The organism is Methylobacterium sp. Leaf99 (assembly GCF_001422375.1).
GTDB lineage: Bacteria > Pseudomonadota > Alphaproteobacteria > Rhizobiales > Beijerinckiaceae > Methylobacterium.
This window is the reverse complement of sequence record NZ_LMMU01000001.1, coordinates 1586713-1607683: the sequence shown is the minus strand read 5'-3', so window position 1 is coordinate 1607683 and position 20971 is coordinate 1586713. Positions and strand designations below refer to the sequence as shown.

Here is a 20971-nt window from a genome sequence, read left to right as displayed (position 1 = left end):
CGCCCGCATCCGGTCCTTCAACGGACCGTGATGGATTGAATAAGGCGTGCCGACCGCCGAAAGTAAAGCGGCGGGAGGCGACGGATTGGCCGAGCTCTGTACGGATGACACCGGCCCCGTGGCCGTGATCGGCTGCGGCACCCTCGGGGCGAGCTGGGCGGCCCTGTTCCTCGCCCACGGCCTCGACGTGGCGGCCCACGATCCGGCCCCGGATTTCGTGGATCGCCTCGGGCCGGCGGTGGCCCGCGCCCGCGAACAACTCGCCGAACTCGGGCTGACGGGCGACGGCCGCCTCACGCACCATGCCCGCCTGGCCGACGCGGTTTCGGGCGCCCGCTTCGTGCAGGAGAACGCCCCCGAGGACGAGGGCGTGAAGCGCGCCGTCCTGGCGGAGATCGACGGCCATGCGGCGCCGGGCATCCTCGTCGCGTCGAGCACCTCGGCGATGCTGCGCAGCGCCCTCGTGGCCGATTGCGCGACGCCGGAGCGGGTGATCGTCGCCCACCCGTTCCACCCGCCCCACCTCGTGCCCCTGGTGGAGATCGTGGCCGGGGACGACGCGGTGGCGGTCCGGGCGGCTTCGTTCTACGCCGGCCTCGGGCGCCGCCCGGTGATCCTGCGCCGCGAGATGCCGGGCCACATCGCCAACCGCCTCGCCTCGGCCCTCTACCGCGAGGCGGTGCACCTCGTGGCCGAGGGGGTGGCGAGCGTCGCCGACATCGACGCCGCCCTGTGCAACGGGCCGGGCCTGCGCTGGGCCGCCATGGGGCCACACATGACCTACCACCTCGGCGGCGGCGCCGGCGGCATCCGGCACTACCTCGACCATCTCGGGGCGAGCCAGGAGCGGCGCTGGGCGAGCCTCGGAACCCCCGGCCTCGACGCGGACGTGAAGGCCCGCATCGTCGCGGGCGTCGAGGCGGAGGCCGCCGGCCGGACCTTTTCCGAATTGGAGGCCCGCCGCGACCGGGCCCTGCTGGAGATCCTGAAGGCGCGGATCGAGGTGGCGGGCGACGCGTCCTGAGGGAGCGGTCCCCGCCCGTGGCGTCGGTGACGGGGGATCGGGAGACGGGCCGGCTCCGGACATGACGGGCGAGGGCGGCCGGTCCTGACCCCATCGCCGGTGCGGCACCGAGGGGGCCTCGTCCCCGCCGCGGGCGACCGCGCCCCCACGGACCGGGCTTCCCGCCCCCATGCCGCCTACGGCATCCACCCATCTCGCGGGCAGCGCAGGTCCCCTCTCCTAAAAGGCTACGGCATTCACCCATCTCGCGGGCAGCGCAGGTCCCCTCTCCTTCCAGGAGAGGGGGCACCCGTGGGCCTCACGCCCGCATCCGGATGCCGTCGGGGGCCCTGCCGCTGCACGGAATCGGCCCATTCGCAGTTGTGTGAATCCGGTCGCCCATGCCGCAGGGGGGGGGCGATCGAAATTCAGTCGGCGTCGGACAAACACGCGCCATCGATTGTCGCTGGACTGTCATCCGTCGCGCCTATGGCGTCGATCATCAATATTGACCGATGGGGCCGGCCGGTGACGACAGATAAAACAGACGTGTCTTCGTTCGCGTATTTGAAAAGCGTTCGAAGGATCAGTCGATCTCCGTCCGCGGTTTCGGTCGCCGCCCTGATGATCGCGGCGTTCGGCGTCGGTGAAAGTCACGCCCAGCAGGCCATCATGGAAGGGGGCGCGAATCTGCTCACCAACTTGAATCGACTGCCCGGCACGGCGGCGGGACGCGCGGCGCTCGACGTGAACCTCGAGACGACGTTTCAGATTCAGAACAATGCCACGCAGGAGCGGCGCAATCAGGCGATGCGCGATACCATCGGCGGCCCTGCGAACGCGGCCGCCTATGCCGAAGGAGGATTGGGCACCAGCCTGTTCAAGGCCTTCTCGGTCGGCAACAAGGAATTCCCCAGCTCTGCCTTCACGGAAGTGCCGAGCTGGAATCAACTGTTCGGTTCGATCAACACGTTGAGTGCGAACACCAGCGGTCAGCATCGCCTGCTGATCGGACAGGGCTTCGCCGCCGGCCGGGCCTGGACCGGCGCCGGCACCTCCGCCAACACGCTCGGCACGCCGTTCACGGCCAGACTCGCGCTCCCCGCGGACGGTATCCTGAACCCTTACGATCGCTACTATGTCCCGGAGCAGCCGAACAGCGCCGGCCCGGGCGGCACCAGCGAGAACACCCGTCCGTACTTCACGCGACCCGGCCGGTACGTCAACTTTTCCGCGGTCGACTACTTCGGCGTGACGAAGGACAATCTGACCGCCAACATTCTTCCCGGCAAGAACAGCATCTCGTTTCCGAGCGGTCACTCGTCCGGCGGATGGAGCGGCGCCTTGACCCTGGCGATGATGTTTCCGGAACGCTGGCAGCAGCAGGTGATGCGCGGCGCGGAATACAGCGCCAGCCGCGTCGTGCTCGGCGTGCACTATCCGCTCGACTCCATCGGCGGCCGCATCCTCGCGACCTGGAACCTCGTGCAGATTCTCAACAACAATCCCGACTTCACCAACCTCAATCTGCTGGATCAACGCGGCGTTCCCCTGCCGCAGCCGTCGACGGGCGATTACCAGGCGCTGTTCAACCAGGCCTTCACCGATCTGCGCGCGTCGGTGGCGCAGGCCTGCGGCATGAGCATCACGGCCTGCATCGCCGCCGGCGCGCCCGACCGCTTCAGCGACAACGCCAAGAACAAGGCCGCCTACACCTACTATCTCACCTACGGCCTGCCGTCGGTGGGACCGACCGACCTCGCGCCGGTCGTTCCCGTCGGGGCCGAGGTGCTGTTGCAGACCCGGTTCCCGTACCTCACCGCGGCGCAGCGGCGGGAGGTCCTGGCCACCACCGAAATCGCGTCGGGCTCGGCCCTCGACGACGGCTCCGGCTATGCGCGCCTCAACCTCTACGCGGCGGGCGACGGCTACGGCGCCTTCCATTCGCAGGTCGCCGTCACGATGAACGGGGCGCTCGGCGGCTTCAACGCCGCCGATTCCTGGAACAACGACATTTCCGGTTCCGGCGGCCTGACCCTCGGCGGCAGCGGCGTCCTGACCCTGAGCGGCCGGAACACCTATACGGGACCCACCATCGTCGATGGCGGCGCCCTCGAAATCGCCGGGTCGATCGTGTCGGCGGCCACGGTGAAGGCCGGCGGCATCCTCACCGGTGCGGGGTCCATGGGAGACGTCACGGTGAAGGCCGGCGGCACCCTGGCGCCGGGCGCCCTCGCGTCGATGGGGACGCTCGCCGTCAACGGAACGCTGACGGCCCAGGCGGGCTCGCAGTACTCGGTCCGGACCACGGCAACGACGAGCGACAGCACCCGCGTGGCGGGCGCGGCCCACCTCGACGGCGGCACCGTGGTCGTCGCGGCGTCACCGGCGGCCTTCACCCTCGGCACCCGCTACACCATCCTGACCGCCACCGGCGGCGTGACCGGACGGTTCTCCGGCGTCACCGGCACCGCGCCGATCGCGCCCTTCATCGGCCTCGTCGATCGCTACGACGCCAACGCCGTCTATCTCGATGTCGCGGCCTCGTTCGCGACGGCGGCCGTCACCCGCAATCAACGGGCCACGGCGGCCGGCCTCGACGGCCTCCCCGCCGGCAACGCGCTGTTCGCCGCCGCCGCCCATCTGCCGAACGCCGCCACGGCGCAATCCGCCTTCGATCGGCTGTCCGGCGACCTGCACGGATCGCTGCAGACCCAGATGATCGACGACAGCCGCTTCGCCCGCAACGCCGGCATCGATCGCATCCGGAGCGCATCCGGTGCGGTCGGCGGGTCCCGTGCGCCGGTCCTCGCCTATGCCGGCCCGAGCGCGGCCCTGCCCTACGCGGGCAACGCGACCGGGACGCACGGCTTCGTCGCGGCCCCCGCGACGACGGAGCGGCTGGCGATCTGGACCCAGGCCCTCGGCGACTGGAGCCGGCGCGACGCCGACGGCAACGCGTCCGGCCTGACGCGCACCGGCGGCGGGTTCCTCATCGGCGCCGATCACGCCGTCCTCGACGGCCGCGCGCGCCTCGGCGTGATGGGCGGCGTCGGCCGCTCGACCTACAGCGCTCCGGCATCGTCCGGCTGGAGCGACGATTACAGCCTCGGCGCCTATGGCGGCGCGCAGCTCGGCGCCCTCGGCCTTCGGGCCGGCACGGCGGTGACGTTTCACGACCTCCGCACCAGGCGAAACGTGACCCTTCCGGGCTTCGCCGACATCCTGACGGGCAGCTATTCCGCCACGACGGCCCAGGTCTACGGTCAGGTCGGTTACGGGATGACCGTCGGCCGTGTCGGCCTCGAGCCCTTCGCCGATCTCGCCTATGTCAGCCAGTCGACGGACCGCTTGGCCGAATCCGGCGGCCTCGCGGCCCTGACCATGGCGGGCAGGACCACGGGCGTCACGTTTTCGACCCTCGGCCTGCATGCGTCGACGGACGTGACCCTGAACGCGATGGCCGTCTCCCTGCGCGGCACGCTCGGCTGGCGCCACGCCTTCGACGACACGGCCGCGGCGACCCGCGTCGCCTTCACCGGCGGGACGCCGTTCACGAGTTCGGGCATCCCGATCGCCGCCGATGCGGTGGTGTTCGACGCGGGGCTCGATCTGGCGGTCGGCCCGTCGGCGAGCCTCGGCCTGACCTACGGCGCCCAATTCGCCGAGACGGCGCGGAGCCAGACGGCGAAGCTGAACTTTACGCAACGGTTCTGAGCAACGGTTCTGAGCAAAGGTTCTGAGCAAAGGTTCTGAGGACGACGTGCGAGGCTCCGTCCCGGGGCGCCCCGGGCGGTGGTTGCCGCAGGGGGCGATGGCCGGGTGGGGGGCGACAGTCCCGCCTTTGCGGCGTCCGCCCTGCCATAAGCCCCCGACGAGACCGGGGCGATCGCAGCTGGCGGTCGCGGTCTGAAAGCCGCTGCGGAAGGGGGCTGTCGAAGAAGCCCCGTGCGCATCCCCTCGCCCCGCTTGGCGAGGGCTACGGGATTCACACATCTCAAGGGCAGCGCGGGTCCCCTCTCCTGGAAGGCTCTCGCGGGCAGCGCAGGTCCCCTCTCCTGGAAGGAGAGGGACAGGGTGAGGTGTGTGACCTATTCGGAGATGTCCCACACCTCACCCCAACCCTCTCCTTCCAGGAGAGGGAGCTCCGGTGCGCCTCCCGCCCGCGTCCGGATGCCTGCCGCTGCATGGAATCGGCCCATTCGCAGTTGTGTGAATCCAGTAGGCAGGCGCGGAGATGGGGATGCGCACGGGCGCTCCGCGCGACGGTTCAAGCGCAAATGCAAGCGCAACCGGCCATCGCGATCGCCCTGCCGTCCAGCGGAGGGGGCCCGTCGCCCGCGATATCGGCCACGGGTCCGAACGCGGAAACCCCTCCATACCCGGAGCGCCCGGCGCTTCGGGCGCGCGCGCGACCCAAGAAAAAAGCCCCCTCCGGGGGGAGGGGGCTCGATCGGGCTGGGACGAGGGCGGCGATCAGAAGGTGATGCCGGTCTCGACCATGTAGCGCTCCTGGGAGGTCTTGGTGCCGGTGCGGCCGAAGCCGAGGCCGGGGGTGATGTCGTAGAGCTGCACCGTCGAGAACTCGCCGCGGACGAAATAGCGGTCGAAGGTGAAGGTCGGGGTCACGGTGAAGGAGAGCGCCGAGCTGCCCGGTCCGTAGAGGACGGACGTGGTCGGCCGGAACGGGTTCACGGCGCTGCCGCTCTGGGTGATGTACTCGAAGCGGCCGGCCAGGGCGAAGTTGTCGGTGAAGGCGTAGCTGGCCAGGATCGCGCCGCCGAAGGTCTCGGCGCCGGCGAGACCGAGGACCGAATTGCGCTCGATGTTGGTGTACTGGACGTAGGGTGTCACGATGACGGGGCCGTCGGCGTAGGTGTAGTTGGCGCTGACGATGGAGCTGTTCTGCACGGCGAGCGGGGTGGCGAACTGGAAGCGCGGGTTCTGCAGGGCGGCGTTGTAGGTGTTGAAGTGCGTGCCGCCGTTGATGCCGACGGTGTTGGCGGCGTCGATCTTGTAGACGATGGCGCCCGTGACCCAGTTGATCTCGCCCGAGTAGAAGCCGTCCGTGGCGGCGAAGGACGCCGACCACGGGCCGTCGCTGTAGTTCACCTGAACGCCCTGGTTGATCACGTTCTCCTGGTTGAACAGCAGGCCGCGGGAGATGTTCAGGTTCTGGTAGGTGAAGGGCAGCTCCGAGCCGATGAGGGTCGGCATGCGGCCGCCCTGGACCGACCAGTTGTCGTTGAACACGTACTTGCCGAAGACGATGGGGATCGGCGAGTAGAGCAGGTCGGTCTGGTCGAAGGTGCCGAGGATCGGCAGGCCGAGGCCCGGGATCGTGTAGGCGCCGAACGCGGCGTAGAACTGGAACGCGCCGTCGGCCTTCTGGATGGTGCCCATGAGGTTCGAGAAGTCGACGCGGGCGGCGCGGTCGCTGGCGATCTGGGGCACGGCCGAGAACGCGAACTGGTTGGTCTGGGTGTAGGCGTAGCCGGTCAGGGCGCCGCCGAAGTAGATGTCGCCGATGCCGCCGATGGTGAGGCAGGCCGGGTTGGGGTTCTGCTTGATGATGCCGCCGTAGGACGGGAAGGTGATTTCCGCCTTGCACGATGCCGGGGGCGCGGGGATCGGCGCCTTCACCGACAGGTCGGCGGCCTGGAGATAGGTCGACGACAGGAGGAGGGTCGTCAGTCCGATGAGCGCGCTGCGGCGGGCCATATCAAGTCTCGTGCTGTTCGTGGGTTCCGGTTGACTGAAGGGTCTCAAAGAATGCCGCCGGCGCCAAAGTCATCCTTTATGCAGTTGCCTATTGTTTAAGCAAAACCCGGGTTCGTGAGGGACTTGCGGCCTTCGTGTGGCATTCCGGGAACACTTGTGTGGCGGATCCGTCGAAAGGCTAACAAGTGCTTAACGACGGGGCGCCGGCCGATTGACGGCGCGGTTTTCGTGGGAATCGGGACCGCGGCGCAACGATCGGACCCGGCCGCGCATGCTATGCCGGCCCGGCACCCTCCGCCTGGTCCCGGGACACCGAGCCGCCATGAACGCCGTCAGCATCATCGCCCCGGTCTTCGGAATCATCGTGATCGGCTGGGGCGCGGCCCTCGCCGGCCTCCTGTCCGAGCGGGTCAGCGACGGCCTGTCGGAATACGTCTTCGCCATCGCGGTGCCGGCGCTCATCATCGGCACCCTCACCCGGCCGGGGCTCACCGGCGAGGTGACGTGGTCGTACTGGATCGCGTATTTCGGCGGGGCCGGATTGTCGTGGCTCGCCGGCTCCCTCATCGCCACCCGGCGCAAGGGCATCGGCCGCCAGGGCGCCGTGCTGCACGGCTTCGCCGCGAGCCAGTCCAACACCATCTTCGTCGGCGTGCCGACCATCCTGCAGGCCTACGGCGAGGAAGGCGCGTTCCCGCTGTTCCTGCTGCTCGCCGTGCATCTTCCCCTGATGATGGGCTGCGCCACCTTCCTCATCGAGGCCGAGGGCGACCGCACCCTGGTCCAGCGCCTGCGCGGCCTCGGCCTCGTCCTCGTCAAGAACCCGATCTTCGTGGCGCTCGGGCTCGGCATGGCCCTGCGCCTCGGCGGCGTGGTGCCGACGGGAATCGCCCGCTCCCTCATCGACGGGTTCGGCTCCACCGCCTCCACCTGCGCCCTCGTGGCCCTCGGCGCCGGCCTGACCCGCTACAAGGTGCTGTTCGACCTGCCCGGCGCCCTGGTCATCGCCGGGTTGAAGCTCGTGGTGCACCCCCTCGCCGTGTGGCTGCTCGCCACCAGGCTGTTCTCCATGCCGCCCGCCTATGCCGGCGTCGCCACCCTGTTCGCGGCGATGCCCGTGGGCATCAACGCCTACCTGCTCGCCGTGCGCTACAAGGCCGAGACCGGGCTGGTGGCGGCCTCCGTCCTCGTCTCGACCCTGCTGGCGCCCATCACCACCGTGCTCTGGCTCACGCTTCTCGGGCGGGCCTGAGCGGCTGGACGGCGCGCCCGCTTCGGGTCCATGATTCGTCCCGAACGGCCGGCGCGACCGGCCGAGCGAAAGCATTTTCAAGCGAGGTGGACACCGGCTCGCGTGAAGGAAATGCGACCCTGGAAGAGCCGAGGACACGCCCATGAACGCTCCCGTGAACGCCCCCTCGCGCGCGGCCGGATTCGTCTGGGACGATCCCTTCCTCCTCGACGACCAGCTGACGCCGGACGAGCGCGCCATCCGCGACACGGCCGAGACCTTCGCGCAGGAGCGTCTGCTGCCCGGCATCGTCGCGGCCTACGCGGAAGAGAAGACCGACCCCGACCTGTTCCGGGCCATGGGCAGCGTCGGCCTCCTCGGCCTGACCCTGCCGGAGGAATACGGCTGCGCCGCCGCGTCCTACGTCGCCTACGGCCTCGTGGCCCGGGCGGTGGAGCGGGTCGATTCCGGCTACCGTTCGATGATGAGCGTGCAATCCTCCCTCGTCATGTACCCGATCCACGCCTACGGCTCGGAGGCGCAGCGCCAGAGATACCTGCCGAAGCTGGCCTCGGGCGAATGGATCGGCTGCTTCGGCCTCACCGAACCCGACGCCGGCTCGGACCCCGCCGGCATGACGACGCGGGCCGAGGCCATCGCCGGCGGCTACCGGATCACCGGGGCCAAGATGTGGATCTCCAACGCCCCCTTCGCCGACGTGTTCGTGATCTGGGCCAAATCCGACCGGCATGACGGCGCCATCCGGGGCTTCGTCCTGGAGCGCGGCCTGACCGGGCTCTCGACCCCGACGCTGCACGGCAAGCTCAGCCTGCGCGCCTCCACCACGGGCGAGATCGTGATGGCGGGCGTCGAGGTGGGGGAGGACGCGCTGCTCCCCGACGTCTCGGGCCTGAAGGGGCCGTTCGGCTGCCTCAACCGGGCGCGCTACGGCATCTCCTGGGGGGTGATGGGGGCGGCCGAGGATTGCTGGCACCGGGCGCGGGGCTACACCCTGGAGCGCCGTCAGTTCGGCCGGCCGCTCGCCCAGACCCAGCTCGTCCAGAAGAAGCTCGCCGACATGCAGACGGAGATCGCCCTGGGGCTCCAGGCCTCCCTGCGGGTCGGCCGCCTCATGGACGAGGGCCGCATGGCGCCGGAGATGATCTCCCTGATCAAGCGCAACAATTGCGGCAAGGCCCTCGACATCGCCCGCACCGCCCGCGACATGCACGGCGGCAACGGCATCATGGGCGAGTACCACGTCATGCGCCACGCCCAGAACCTCGAGACGGTCAACACCTACGAGGGCACCCACGACGTCCACGCCCTGATTTTGGGCCGGGCGCAGACGGGGCTGCAGGCGTTCTTTTAGGGGGGAGCTATCGCCCGGGGGCCGGCTTCGGCGGGTGGCCCCGGCGGATCAGGGTGGTGCCGACGTAGTGATCGGCCCGTTCCATCATCGCGTCGGTCAGCTTGGGAAGTTCTTCGTACTCCTCCGGCTGGATCACGTGGGCATCGACCCTGGCGAAATCGGTTTCGCCAATGGCGTCGGCGGAGAACGGGGATTTTTTGGGTTCGCTTGCGAACATCGGTCTTTCTCCAAGAGAGAGAGGCTGACCGTCCGTAGCCTGACCCCCTCGTTCATGGATTTGCGCGCGTCGCAGAGGGGGGATCAGAGAACGCTCGCAAACAGAAGGGAATGAACGCTTCGATCATTCCTTGGGGTCAGGTTCCTTTTCCGTCGGGCGTTTTACGCCACCTGACAATCTATGGAACAAAATCTCCAGAAATCTTACGATCCAAGGAACTTCGAGCCAATTTGCGAGTGACGTAAGACCGGCTAAAACAAGACACGTGATCAGGCCGAATGCGAAATTACTGTCGAGATACTTGTATAAGAATACCTCAAGAAAAATCGAGAGCGAGAAAACCCAGAAAAACCGTTCGATACGTCGCTCGGTTTTTTCATTCTGAAGCTGTGCTTCGAGCGCAGCGGACGAGATCGAGGCGGGGCCTCTATCTCTTTTCGAGAAAATTACACTAGTGCTCTGTGAGGGTTCCGCCCCCGATACGGTCGGCGTACTCTCGGGTGATGTCGCGGTCGGGGATTTCGATCCCTCTGATTCCTGGGACATAGTATTTCGCCCAAGCTCCGCCATCCCAATGGGTAATCTCGACGAGATCGCCCGCCCTCTTCGGCAGAAGTTCCTGGCAAATTTCTACCAGGAACTTATGGCGATCATCGGTCTCGTCAAAAACTCTTGCATCGAAAAACACATCGCTGATCGGGTTCGACCCGAACATGCGGACCTTCCGATAGACGGAAGGCTCGACGGGACCATAGTCCCATGCTTCGAAGAAGCCGTCAAAAAGCTTCTTGCCTTCATGACGGCCCATATAGGTCATTTGAGCGAGGTACAGAAGCTTTTGAAGCTGGAGATTGGTCACGCTCCAGCCGCCTCGCTCGCATATGAACTTGCAAACAGACTCTGTCCGTGCGGCCATTGTCTTTAAAGCCGGTATGGCGGTGTCGCGCCCTACACGGCTCCTCCTCTTCCGAGGCCAATGCGGCGCTTCGCCACTCGGCCCATGTCAACCGCGATCATATCGCTATGAGCGCATGTTCCCGCAATGTTCCATTGTAAGAGACAATGTGACGCGTTTCAAGCCGTCTCTGCGTAGATTTCAGAAATCGCTCCCTCAACGGGTAAACCCGAACTTGCCGTAGAAAAAACCAAATATTAAATCATAACCTAGAAGGTAATTTATTGATAAAAAAAGTTTATCGAGTATAAATTTATTCTATATCTCCGATGTGTTTGTATGATCGGCGCCTATTTCAGCTGATTGTGCCGGCTGCACAGGTATGGCCATCAGGAGTCCACGGAGAAGGGATCGGCCGGCACCGGCGCCACCGCGGCGCGGCGGCGGGCGGCCCGCTCGCCGGCCTCGGCGCCGCATTTGGCCACGTGGACCACGCGGTTGACCACCTGGAGGTTGGGGGCGCCCCAGTAGCCCAGCAGTTCCGGCCAGGGCGCGTCGCGGTGCTCGCGCCAGACCCGGTAGAGCGGCACCCGGTGGTCGACCTCGGCGGTCTTGAACAGGCGCTTGCCGGATTCTGTGCAGCGGTGGCGCTGGTGGCGTTTCAGCACCGCCACCTGCTCGGCCGGCGCGCACCACAGCTTCCATGCGGTGACGCAGGCCGAATGCCAGGCGGCGTTCTTGTTCGGCTGCCCCGCGCCCCACAGGTCCCTGTGCCAGCCGAAGCGGAACACCGGCTGGCCGCACAGGCAGCAATGGCCGCGGCCGCGGCCATGGGCCGGCTCGCGGTAGGGCGAGGGCGGCAGGCGGAAGCTCGCCGCGAGGCCCGGTTCGGTGCCGAGGCGCCAGGTCCAGCCCGCGGGCGCGCCGGAGCGGGCGGCGAGCGCCCGGGCGAGGCGGTCGGCCCGCAGGATGTGGGCGCGCCAGTAGCTCTCGACGGCGAGGCGCGGCGTCGGCGGCAGCAGGGGCCGCGACAGGGCGTGCTGCAGCACCGGGGCGGGGAAGATCGCCGGCAGCGCCCGGTCGAGGCGGGCCCGGGACCGCGCGTTGCGGGTGTCGCGCCAGGATGATCCGGGGCTCGTCGATCCCTCGCTCACGGATGGGCGGCGGGGGCCGGGGCCACGGGGGCGGCCGGCCGGCCCGCGATGGCGTCGGACAGGAGGTGAAGGCGGCGGGCGAGGTCCGTCACCTCGTTGAGGGCGATGGATTTCTCGCCGTTCTTGACCGCCCGGGTGATGTCGCTGAGCTGCAGCTTGGCGATGCGCGTCAGTTCGGCGGCGAGCTGGTCTCTCGTCATCGTGGGGTCTCGGCCTTCGTGGGAGGGGTCTCTTGGCGTAAGCCGGAACGGTTACCGAGCCGTTCACCTTCCGTCCACCGGCGGGGGGATGCGGCTTCGGGTCCGCCCTGGGGCGGCCCCGGACGTCGCCGCCGACCTCCGCCCGAAGCCTACGGCCTTCACACATCTCGCGGGCAGCGCGGGTCCCCTCTCCTTTCAGGCAGGGCGATCGCAGATGGCGTTTGGGACCTTGAGAAGTCCCGCAACGCTTTGTCATCCCGGGGCCGCGCAGCGGAACCCGGGACCCAGAAACACCGGTTTTGCAGGGTTTTGCGCTGTCGGCGGCTCTGGATTGCACGCCTCCGGCGCGGCCCTCCGGGTCCGGGTTCGCCTGCGGCGCCCCGGAATGACACCGGCGGTCCTATGCGATCGCCCTGTCTTCCAGGAGAGGGAGCACCGTTGCGCCTCACGCCCGCATCCGGATGCCGTCGGGGGCCCTGTCTCCGCACGCGATCGGCGCGTTCGCATTTGTGTGAATCCAGTAGCCCCGCAAGCGGAGGGAAGCCGGTGACGCTCCGGCCTCCGCGAGGCGGCGCTGGTCTTCAAAAATGTCTCGCTTTGTCTTTGACTCGTCGCTGTGTTTCGGCACGAGACAAGTCTAGCGAAACAAGTCTAGACTGCATTCCGTCCCGTCATGGCCGGTCGATCTGACGGGTCGGCCCGAGCGGAGAAGACGATCCCATGCCGCGGTCTCGATGGAAGGGGGGCCTCGCCCCCGCCTGTGTTCTCTTCGCCTGGGCGATGGTCGGGCCCGGAGCGGCCATGGGCCAGACGCTCACGGGCCAGACGCTCACGCGGGCACAGGTGGCGGCGCGGCTGCCGGCCCTGGAGGCGCTGGCGCGGGGCGCCGTCGACGCCGGGGCGGTGCCGGGCCTCGCCATCGCCGTCGTCTTCGGCGACGAGACCCTGTGGCTGAAGGGGTTCGGCCGCCGGGAGGCCGGACGGCCCGACGCCGTCGACGCCGATACGGTGTTCCAGATCGCCTCCCTGTCGAAGCCGGTCACCGCGACGGTGGTGGCGGCCCTGGTGGGCCGGGGCGTCGTCGGCTGGGAGTCCCGCATCGCCGATCTCGACCCGGGCTTCCGGCTCCGCGAGCCCTATCCGACGGCCGAGGTCACCGTGCGCGACCTGCTCAACCATCGCAGCGGGCTTCCGGGCCATGCCGGGGACGACCTCGAGGGGATCGGCTACGGCCGCGACGCCATCCTCCACCGGCTGCGCCTGGTGCCCTCGTCCTCGAGCTTCCGGGCGGGCTATGCCTACAGCAATTTCGGCTTCACCGCGGGCGCCGTCGCGGCCGCGAAGCCCACCGGCCAACCCTGGGACGCGGTGGCCCGGGACACGCTCTTCGGACCCCTGGGGATGCGGTCCACGGGCACGACGCAGGCGGAGTTCCTGACGCGGGCCAATCGTGCCGCCCTGCATGTCAGGGCCGGAGGACCCGCCGAGCCCTGGGCCACCCGGGTCACGCGGGACCCCGACGCCCAGGCGCCGGCCGGCGGCGTCAGCTCGAACGTGCGCGACCTCGCCCAGTGGGTGCGCCTCGCGATCGGCAACGGGATGGTGGCGGGCCGGCGGCACGTCGCGGCGGCGGCCCTCGCCGAGACGCACGCGCCGCTCACGGCCCGCGGCACCAACCCCGTCTCCGGGGCCGCGTCGTTCTACGGGCTCGGCTGGAACGTCGAATTCGGACGCCATGGCCTCGTCTGGGGGCATGCCGGCGCCTTCAGCGCCGGCGCCCAGACCCTGGTCTCGATCCATCCGGGTTCGAGGCTCGGTGTCGTCATCCTGACGAACGCGTTTCCCTCGGGCGTTCCGGAGGGCCTCGCCGACAGCTTCGCCGACCTCGTCTTCGACGGGGCCGTCGGCAAGGACTGGCTGAGGGCGTGGGGCGACGTCTACGGCAGCATGTTCGCGGCCGTCCCCGCGACCGCGGCGGCTCCCGGCAGCCCCGCCGACGCGCCGGCCGCCCTCGGGCCCGCGGCCTATGCCGGCGCCTACGCCAACGCCTATATCGGCCGGGCCGTGGTGGCGGAGGCGAACGGGGGGCTGACCCTGTCGGTCGGCCCCGGCTTGGCGCGCACCTACCCCCTGCGCCACCGCGATCGCGACGTGTTCCTGTATTTTCCGGACGCGGAGGCGCCCGACACGCCCGCGACCCTGCGGTTCGCCATCGGCGGCCAGGGCAGGGCCACCGCCATGACGGCGGAGTCCCTCGACGGCAGCGGCCTCGGCACCCTGGAGCGCGTGCCCGACTAGGACGCCGCCGCCTTTCGCGCGCCCCGTCAGGGCCTACGACATTTCCACATCGCGCGGGCAGCGCGGGTCCCCCCTCCTGGAAGTTAGGGCGATCGCAGATGAGTTTTCTCGGTGCTCGAACAGGACACGAAGGGCTTCGAACACGCGCGACGGGCCCCCTCTCCTGTTTGGGCTATAGGATTCACACAACTGCGAATGGACCGATCCCGTGCAGCTGTGCGAACTCTCCGAATAAGTCCCACACCTCACCCTGTCCCTCTCCTTCCAGGAGAGGGGACCCGTGCTACCCGCGAGATGTGTGAATGCCGTAGCCTTCCAGGAGAGGGAGCACCGGTGTGCCTCACGCCCGCATCCGGATGCCTTCCGGTACCCTGTCTCTGCTCCAGATCACCCTCTTCGCACGCGTGTGAATGCCGTAGCCTTCCGGGAGACGGGGCCCGTCCCGTTTCATGCCGGCTCGGCGTGACATGGAAGACAGCCGCCGGGCGGAGGGGTGAATCCGGTCGCCGTCAGGGCAGGGCGCCCGGCGTATCGATCTCTCCCGCGCCCGGCCGGCCCGCCCGGTGGTGCAGCAGGTTGAGGATGAGCGCGGTCCAGCCGGTCTGGTGGGAGGCGCCCAGCCCCCGGCCGGTGTCGCCGTCGAAGAACTCGTGGAACAGGAGGGCGTCGTCCTCGCCGGGGGCGGCCGGGATCGGTTCGCGCGTCCCGAAGATCGGCCGGCGCCCGTCGGAATCCTTGGCGAACAGGGCGATGAGCCGGTCCTCCAGGGCGTCGGCGATGGCCGCCAGGGTGAGGGAGGTCCCGGAGCCGGTGGGGTACTCGACGAGAAAGTCGTCGCCGTAATAGGCGTGGAAGCGGCGCAGGGCCTCGATGATGAGGTAGTTCATCGGCATCCACACCGGCCCGCGCCAGTTGGAATTGCCGCCGAACATGTTCGAGGTCGAGTCGGCCGGGTCGTAGCGGACGCTGAACGAGGCGCCGAACTCGTTGAGGGCGTAGGGCCTGTCGCGGTGCGCCTTCGACAGGGAGCGGATGCCGTGGTCCGACAGGAACTCGGCCTCGTCGAGCATGCGCCGCAGGAGCGCCTTCATGCGGTGGCCGCGCAGGAGCGACAGCAGCTTGCGGTCGCCGACCCCGCCCTCGGTCCAGCGCGAGACGAGGCAGGCGAGGTGCGGGCGGTTCTCCAGGACCCAGTTCATCCGCCGGGCGAAATCCGGCAGGCGCTGGAGTACGGAGGGCTCGATCACCTCGACGGCGAAGAGCGGCACGAGGCCGACGACGGAGCGCACCCGCAGGGGCAGCATGCCGCCGCCGGGGATGTCGACCTCGTCGTAGTAGAACTCGTCCTCCTCGTCCCACAGGCCGAAGCCCTCGCCGCCCATGTCGGTCATGGCCTCGGCGATGAGCAGGAAGTGCTCGAAGAACTTCGAGGCGGTGCTCTCGTAGACGTCGTTGTGGAGCGCGAGTTCGAGGGCGATGCGCATCATGTTCAGGGCGTACATCGCCATCCAGGCGGTGCCGTCGGCCTGGTGGATGCGTCCGAAGCCGGGGGGCGGGCGCGAGCGGTCGAACACCCCGACATTGTCGAGGCCGAGGAAGCCGCCCTGGAACACGTTGCGGCCGTCGGCGTCCTTGCGGTTGACCCACCAGGTGAAGTTGATGAGCAGCTTGTGGAACACGCCCTCCAGGAAGGCGATGTCGCCGCGGCCGCCGCGCCGGTCGCGGTCGATCTCGAACACCCGGTAGGTCGCCCAGGCATGGACCGGCGGGTTGGCGTCGCCGAACTCCCACTCGTAGGCGGGCAGCTGGCCGTTGGGGTGCATGTACCATTCGCGGGTGAGCAGCAGGAGCTGCTTCTTGGCGAAATCCGGGTCGAGCAGCGCCAGGGGCAGGCAGTGGAAGGCGAGATCCCAGGCGGCGAACCAGGGATATTCCCAGGTGTCGGGCATGGACAGCACGTCGGCCCCGGCGAAGTGGCGCCAGTTGGTGTTGCGGCCGCCCTCGCCCGCGCGCTCGCGCGGCGGCGTCGGCTGCAGCGGGTCGCCCCGGAGCCACAGGCGGACATCGTAGGAATAGAGCTGCTTCGACCAGATCAGGCCGGCGGCGGCCTGGCGGAAGATCACCCGCGCATCCGCGTCGGCGATGCCGTCCTGCAGGCCGTCGTAGAAGGCGTTGGCCTCGGAGACCCGGCGGTGGAGGATGGCGCCCTCGGCGTCGACGGGGCGCGGGCGCTTACCCGCCGAGAGCCGGAGGGTGACGCGCTTGGCCTCGCCCGGCTCCAGCCGCAGGGAATAGTGCAGGCCGAGCTTGGTCCCGCCGTCGCGGCGGATGGCCGATTCGTCGCCGTCGACGATGGCCGCGTGCAGGCCGTCCTTGAACGGGCCGGCGGCGTCGGGCTTCCAGCCGTGCAGGCGCAGGTTGGTGTCGTTCTCGCAGAACAGCACGTCGGGCGCGCCGTCGAAGGCGAGGCGGTAGGGGCCGAGGCGCGAATGGGTGGCGAGGATGCCGCCGTCCGCCATGATCTCCAGGCGGGGGCGGACGGACGTTGCGTCCTCGCGCCACGACCAGGTGTTGCGGAACCACGCCTGCGGGACGAGGTGGAGGTCGGCGGCCTCGGGGCCGCGATTGACCGCCGTGATCACCGCGTGGACGTCGTCGATGTCCTCCTTGGCGTATTCCACCGTGACGTCGAAGAACCGCAGCCCGTCGAAGATGCCCGTGTCCTCGATCTCGTATTCGGGCTCGTCGCGGCCGCGCCGCCGGCCCTCCGCCACGAGGTGGTCGTAGGGATAGGGGCCGTGCGGGTAGCGGTAGAGGAACTTGAGGTAGGCGTGGCTCGGGACCGCGTCGAGGTAGTGGTAGACCTCCTTGACGTCCTCGCCGTGGTTGCCCTCCTCGTTGGTGAGCCCGAACAGGCGCTCCTTGAGGATGTGGTCGCGCCCGTTCCACAGGGCGAGGGACAGGCAGAGCTGCCCGCGCTCGTCGCAGATCCCGGCGAGGCCGTCCTCGCCCCAGCGATAGGCGCGGGAGCGCGCCTCGTCGTGCGGCAGGGAGCGCCAGGCGTTGCCGTCGCGGCTGTAATCCTCGCGCACGGTGCCCCATTGCCGCTCCGCGAGGTAGGGCCCCCACAGGGACCACGCCCGCTCGCCGCGGCCCTGCTCGGCCAGCCGCCGGCGCTCGGCCCAGTCATCGAGCTCGCTCAACGGGTCGCCCCCGGACGGGGCCGGGCCGGACGGAGGCGGAGCGGGTGAGGGTCTGTCATGGGTCCCGGCGGGGTGCGGTGCGGTGGCCGGCGGGATGCACTATCGGCGCCAAGCCGGGCAGCCTCCCGGGACGCATGGCTTGCGGGCGTTCGGCTTCCCGGCGATCCGCCCTTCAGGCCGGCACATCGCCGGCGAAGGTGGCGAGCGGCGCCACGAGGATGCAGGTTACCCCCTCGGGCCGGTAGTCCAGGGACAGGCTGCCGCCGACCTGCGAGGCGAGGCCGCGCTCGATGAAGCGCGAGCCGAAGCCCTTGCGGGTGGGGGGCGCCACCGGCGGCCCGCCGACCTCGATCCAGGCGAGGCGCAGGCGCGGCTCGGCCCCATCGAGGATCTCCCAGGTCAGGTCGACATGCCCCGCCGCGTTGGACAGGGCGCCGTATTTCGCCGCGTTGGTGGCGAGTTCGTGCAGCATGAGGGCGAGGGACACGGCCCGGTCCGCGCCGATCTCGATCTCCGGCCCGGCGATCCGGAAGCGGTCGCGCCCGTCCTCGTGGACGTGGAGGGCGCCGCGCACCACGGGCTCGATCCGGGTGCTGGTGAGGGCCGCGCCCATGAGCAGGTCGTGGGCGCGGCCGAGGGCCACGAGGCGCCCGGCCAGGACGTCCTTGGCCTCGTCGACATGGGTGGCGTTGCGCAGGGTCTGGGTGGCGATGGACTGCACCATGGCGAGCAGATTGCGCATGCGGTGCGACAGCTCGTGGTTGACGAGATCCTGCTGCTCCTCGGCCTTGAGGCGGGCGAGGGCCGCGTAGGTCCGGTCGGCCACGCCGCGGGTGAACGCCACCTCCTCCACGCTCCAGATCCGGGGCTCGGCCGCGTGCACCAGGAGGAGGCCGACCAGGGTCCCGGCCTTCAGGAGCGGGACCTTGATCTGGCCGCGCACGCCGATGGCCCGGTAGGTCGCGGCATCCCCGGCGAGGCGCACCTCCGCCAGGGTGTCGGCGCAGACGAGAATCCGCCCGGTCCGCAGGCGCTCCATGGTGCCGGGCAGGGCCGCGAACGGGTAGGTGCCCGCGAGGCTCTCCACCCCCGGGGCGGTCCAGTCGCCCGCGATGGTGAGGGTCTCGCGATGGGCGTCGACGGCCGCGTAGGCGGCCCGCCCCGCCCCGAGGGTCCGCCCGAGGAGATCGGCCGCGATGGCGACGGCCGCGGCCGTGTCCGTCGCCTCGGCGAGGCGGTCGCCGAGGTCGAGGAGGGCCTCGATGCGGGCGCGGGCGGCGCGCTGGTCGGTGACGTCGGCGACGGTGCCGAACAGGGCGGTGATCCGGCCGGCGGGGTCGCGGGCGAACTCGGCCCGGCGCCCGATCCAGCGGATGGCGCCGTCGTCCGCCCGGCGGATGCGGTACGCGATCTCGGGTATGGCGGCGCCGGTGGCGCGCCGGGCGGCGTCCGAGCGCAGGTGGGAATCCTCGGGGAGGATCAGGCCCTCGATGACCGGGACGGGATAGCTGCGCGCCGCGGGGAGACCGAACAGGCGGCAGAACTCGGCCGAGACGGCGACTGAATCCCCCCCGACATCGGCCTCGAAGGTGCCGATGCCGCCGGCCTGCTGGGCCCGCCGCGAGCGGGCGTCGCTCTCGCGCAGGGCCGCCTCGTCGTCCAGGCGCTCGCGGGCGACGGAGAGGAAGCGGGCCAGGGTCGCGAAGACGGTCAGCACCTCGTCCTCGAAGGCCGGCGCGTCGCGGCGGGCGAACGAGATCACGCCCGTGAGCCCGCCCCGGCCGGTGATGGGGAAGCTCGCATAGGCGTCGAACCCGGCCGCGCGCGCGGCCCGGTGGCGCGGCGTCGCGTCGGCCTGGAGGCCGGACAGGACGAGGGGCCGCCCCGTCGCGGCGACGATCCCGCAGAGCGGCCCGTCCAGGGAGGCTGGGTCGAGGGGGGGCCGGTCGAGGGGCGCCCGTTCGAGGGCGGCCCGCGCCTCCGGCGCGACCCCGACCGCCTTCACCAGCACGAGGCTGGCCCGGTCCGGCGCCAGCGCCCAGGTCAGGCTCTCGTCGAACCCCAGGGCTTCGGCGCCCTCCTGCAGGATCGGCAGGAGCTCGTGGGCGGGATCGGCCGCCGAGAGCAGGGCGGCGGAGGCCCGGCTCAGGAGGGCGAGGCGCTGTTCGTGGCGGCGCTCGGCGGTGCGGTCCTGCAGGATCTTGAGGAAGCCCCGGACGCTGTCGTCCTCGTGGCGCAGGGTCATCATCCGGCCCACCGCCCAGAACCGGCCGCCGTCGCGGCGCTGGTGCCAGCGCACGTCGGGGGACGACCCGTTGGCGAGGGCGACGCGCTCCTCCCGGTCGGGCACGCCGTCGCGCCGGTCCTCGGGCGTGAAGAAGGTGTCGAGGAGCCGGCCCCGGACCTCGTCGGCCGACCAGCCCATGATCTGCTCGGCGCCGGTGTTCCAGTCGGTGATCCGGCTCTCGGAATCCGCGGCGACGATGGCGAAGTCGATGGCGCTGTCGAAGATCGCCTTGTAGCGGCCCTCGGCCTCGCGCAGGGCCTGCCGGGTCTCGGCCTCGGCCACGTCGCCGAAGGCCGAGCCGGCGAGGCCGGCCAGCATCTGGGCCATCAGGATGTCGCGCGGGCCGAACGGGCCGCCGGCCTCCGAGCGGATCTCGAGGATGCCGACGGCGAGGCCGTGGCGCTGCACCGGGACCGCGAGCAGCGCCGGGGGCGGACGACCGGCCTCGGCCGCCGGCGCGCCGGTGGTGCCGACGACGAGGGTCTCCTCCGTGAAGGCCCGGCCCGACGGGCTGTCCGCGATGGGGGTGCGCCGGCCGGTCCACCCGGCCGCGTGACCGGCCCCCGTGCGGCAGACGAGTTCGTCGCCGTCGCAGAGCGCGATGGCCGCGCCGTCGGCCCGGTCGATGATCGACAGGGCGGCGTCGACCACGGCCCGGAACACCGTGTCGAGATCGGCGGTGGCGGAGGCGACCACCTGCTGGGCGGCGATCATCGCCTCCAGGCGCGCGGCGTCGGCCACCGCCTGGGCCTGCTCGCGCCGCTGGCCCGCCAGGGCCGCGTCGCGCTCGGCCAAAGCCCGGCGCAGGCCGAGCTGGCTCATCACCTGCTCGGCCAGGGCCGTGAGGGATTCGGTCTGCTGCGCCGTCAGCCCGTGCGGACGCGGGACCCCGTCGATGACGCACAGGGTTCCGAGGGTCTCGCCCTCCTGCGTGTTCAGGGGGGCGCCGGCGTAGAACCGGATGCCCGGCGTTCCCGTCACCAGGGGGTTGTCGCGGGTCCGGGCGTCGAGGGTCAGGTCGGGGATGACCAGGGGGGTCCGGCGTCCCAGGGCATGGGCGCAGACGGATGCGTTGAGGCTCGTCTCGCACGGGCCGAACCCGGAGCGGGCCTTGAACCATTGCCGGTCGGCCGCCACCAGGCTGACGAGGGCCACGGGCGCGTCGCACAGGGCGCGGGCCAGGAGGACGATGTCGTCAAAACCCTTCTCGGGCGGCGTGTCGAGGATGCCGTGGGCCTCCAGGGCCGCAAGGCGGACCGGATCGGCGGCGGCGGCGGGCGCCGCATCGCCCACGGGAAGCGGGAGTTTCCCGGTCATCGGCTCGCGCGCGGGGGCACGGCCGGAGCGCCGAGGCGCTGCGCGCGGGCAGCGGCCGGCACGCGGGGACGGG

The 20971-nt window shown here is 70.1% G+C and carries 12 protein-coding genes; 5 read left to right on the top strand and 7 right to left on the bottom strand.

Translation table 11 applies throughout. The annotated features are described in order from the left end of the window. Positions 1-85 precede the first annotated feature (85 nt). Together ASF28_RS07320 and ASF28_RS07315 are read left to right on the top strand one after the other, a co-directional pair. A complete protein-coding gene (locus ASF28_RS07320) occupies positions 86-1024 on the top strand; it encodes a 3-hydroxyacyl-CoA dehydrogenase NAD-binding domain-containing protein (RefSeq protein ID WP_244474918.1) in 939 nt (312 codons plus the stop codon). Positions 1025-1627: 603 nt separating this feature from the next. Then, complete coding sequence (locus ASF28_RS07315) at positions 1628-4720, top strand: autotransporter domain-containing protein (RefSeq protein ID WP_056089591.1); 3093 nt, start codon at positions 1628-1630, stop codon at positions 4718-4720. A gap of 759 nt (positions 4721-5479) precedes the next feature. Here ASF28_RS07315 and ASF28_RS07310 read toward each other — a convergent pair. After that, positions 5480-6724, bottom strand: coding sequence for an outer membrane beta-barrel protein (locus ASF28_RS07310; protein WP_056089588.1), 1245 nt, complete (start codon positions 6722-6724; stop codon positions 5480-5482). A gap of 322 nt (positions 6725-7046) precedes the next feature. On the opposite strand from ASF28_RS07310, the gene ASF28_RS07305 reads away from it, so the two are divergent. Together ASF28_RS07305 and ASF28_RS07300 are read left to right on the top strand one after the other, a co-directional pair. Then, on the top strand, positions 7047-7976 hold the full coding sequence (locus tag ASF28_RS07305) for an AEC family transporter (RefSeq protein WP_056089586.1): 930 nt from the start codon (positions 7047-7049) through the stop codon (positions 7974-7976). A 142-nt stretch (positions 7977-8118) separates the two neighbouring features. After that, a complete protein-coding gene (locus ASF28_RS07300) occupies positions 8119-9327 on the top strand; it encodes an acyl-CoA dehydrogenase (RefSeq protein ID WP_056089583.1) in 1209 nt (402 codons plus the stop codon). A gap of 7 nt (positions 9328-9334) precedes the next feature. Here the strand turns inward: ASF28_RS07300 and ASF28_RS07295 are convergent, their stop codons facing one another. From ASF28_RS07295 to ASF28_RS07280, 4 genes are all read right to left on the bottom strand, one after another. Then, positions 9335-9544, bottom strand: a complete 210-nt coding sequence (locus ASF28_RS07295) for a hypothetical protein (RefSeq protein ID WP_056089581.1) — start codon at positions 9542-9544, stop codon at positions 9335-9337. A 451-nt stretch (positions 9545-9995) separates the two neighbouring features. Then, positions 9996-10403: a Panacea domain-containing protein gene (locus tag ASF28_RS07290; protein WP_056089579.1), complete on the bottom strand. Its 408-nt coding sequence runs from the start codon at positions 10401-10403 to the stop codon at positions 9996-9998. A 425-nt stretch (positions 10404-10828) separates the two neighbouring features. Beyond that, positions 10829-11593 (bottom strand): hypothetical protein, encoded by a 765-nt coding sequence (locus tag ASF28_RS07285; RefSeq protein ID WP_056089576.1) that lies wholly within the window; start codon positions 11591-11593, stop codon positions 10829-10831. Continuing rightward, positions 11590-11793, bottom strand: coding sequence for a hypothetical protein (locus ASF28_RS07280; protein ID WP_056089574.1), 204 nt, complete (start codon positions 11791-11793; stop codon positions 11590-11592). Before ASF28_RS07280 ends, ASF28_RS07285 begins: the two co-directional genes overlap by 4 nt. Positions 11794-12513: 720 nt before the next feature. Between ASF28_RS07280 and ASF28_RS07275 the strand changes: the two genes are divergently transcribed. Next, complete coding sequence (locus tag ASF28_RS07275; protein WP_082476037.1) at positions 12514-14091, top strand: serine hydrolase domain-containing protein; 1578 nt, start codon at positions 12514-12516, stop codon at positions 14089-14091. Positions 14092-14600: 509 nt separating this feature from the next. Here the strand turns inward: ASF28_RS07275 and ASF28_RS07270 are convergent. Next, entirely contained in the window at positions 14601-17294 is a 2694-nt protein-coding gene (locus tag ASF28_RS07270) for an MGH1-like glycoside hydrolase domain-containing protein (protein ID WP_056089572.1), read from the bottom strand. A 172-nt stretch (positions 17295-17466) separates the two neighbouring features. After that, positions 17467-20898 carry a GAF domain-containing protein gene (locus tag ASF28_RS07265; protein ID WP_082476036.1) on the bottom strand — a complete coding sequence of 1144 codons (3432 nt, stop codon included), beginning with the start codon at positions 20896-20898 and terminating at the stop codon, positions 17467-17469. Positions 20899-20971: the final 73 nt, after the last annotated feature.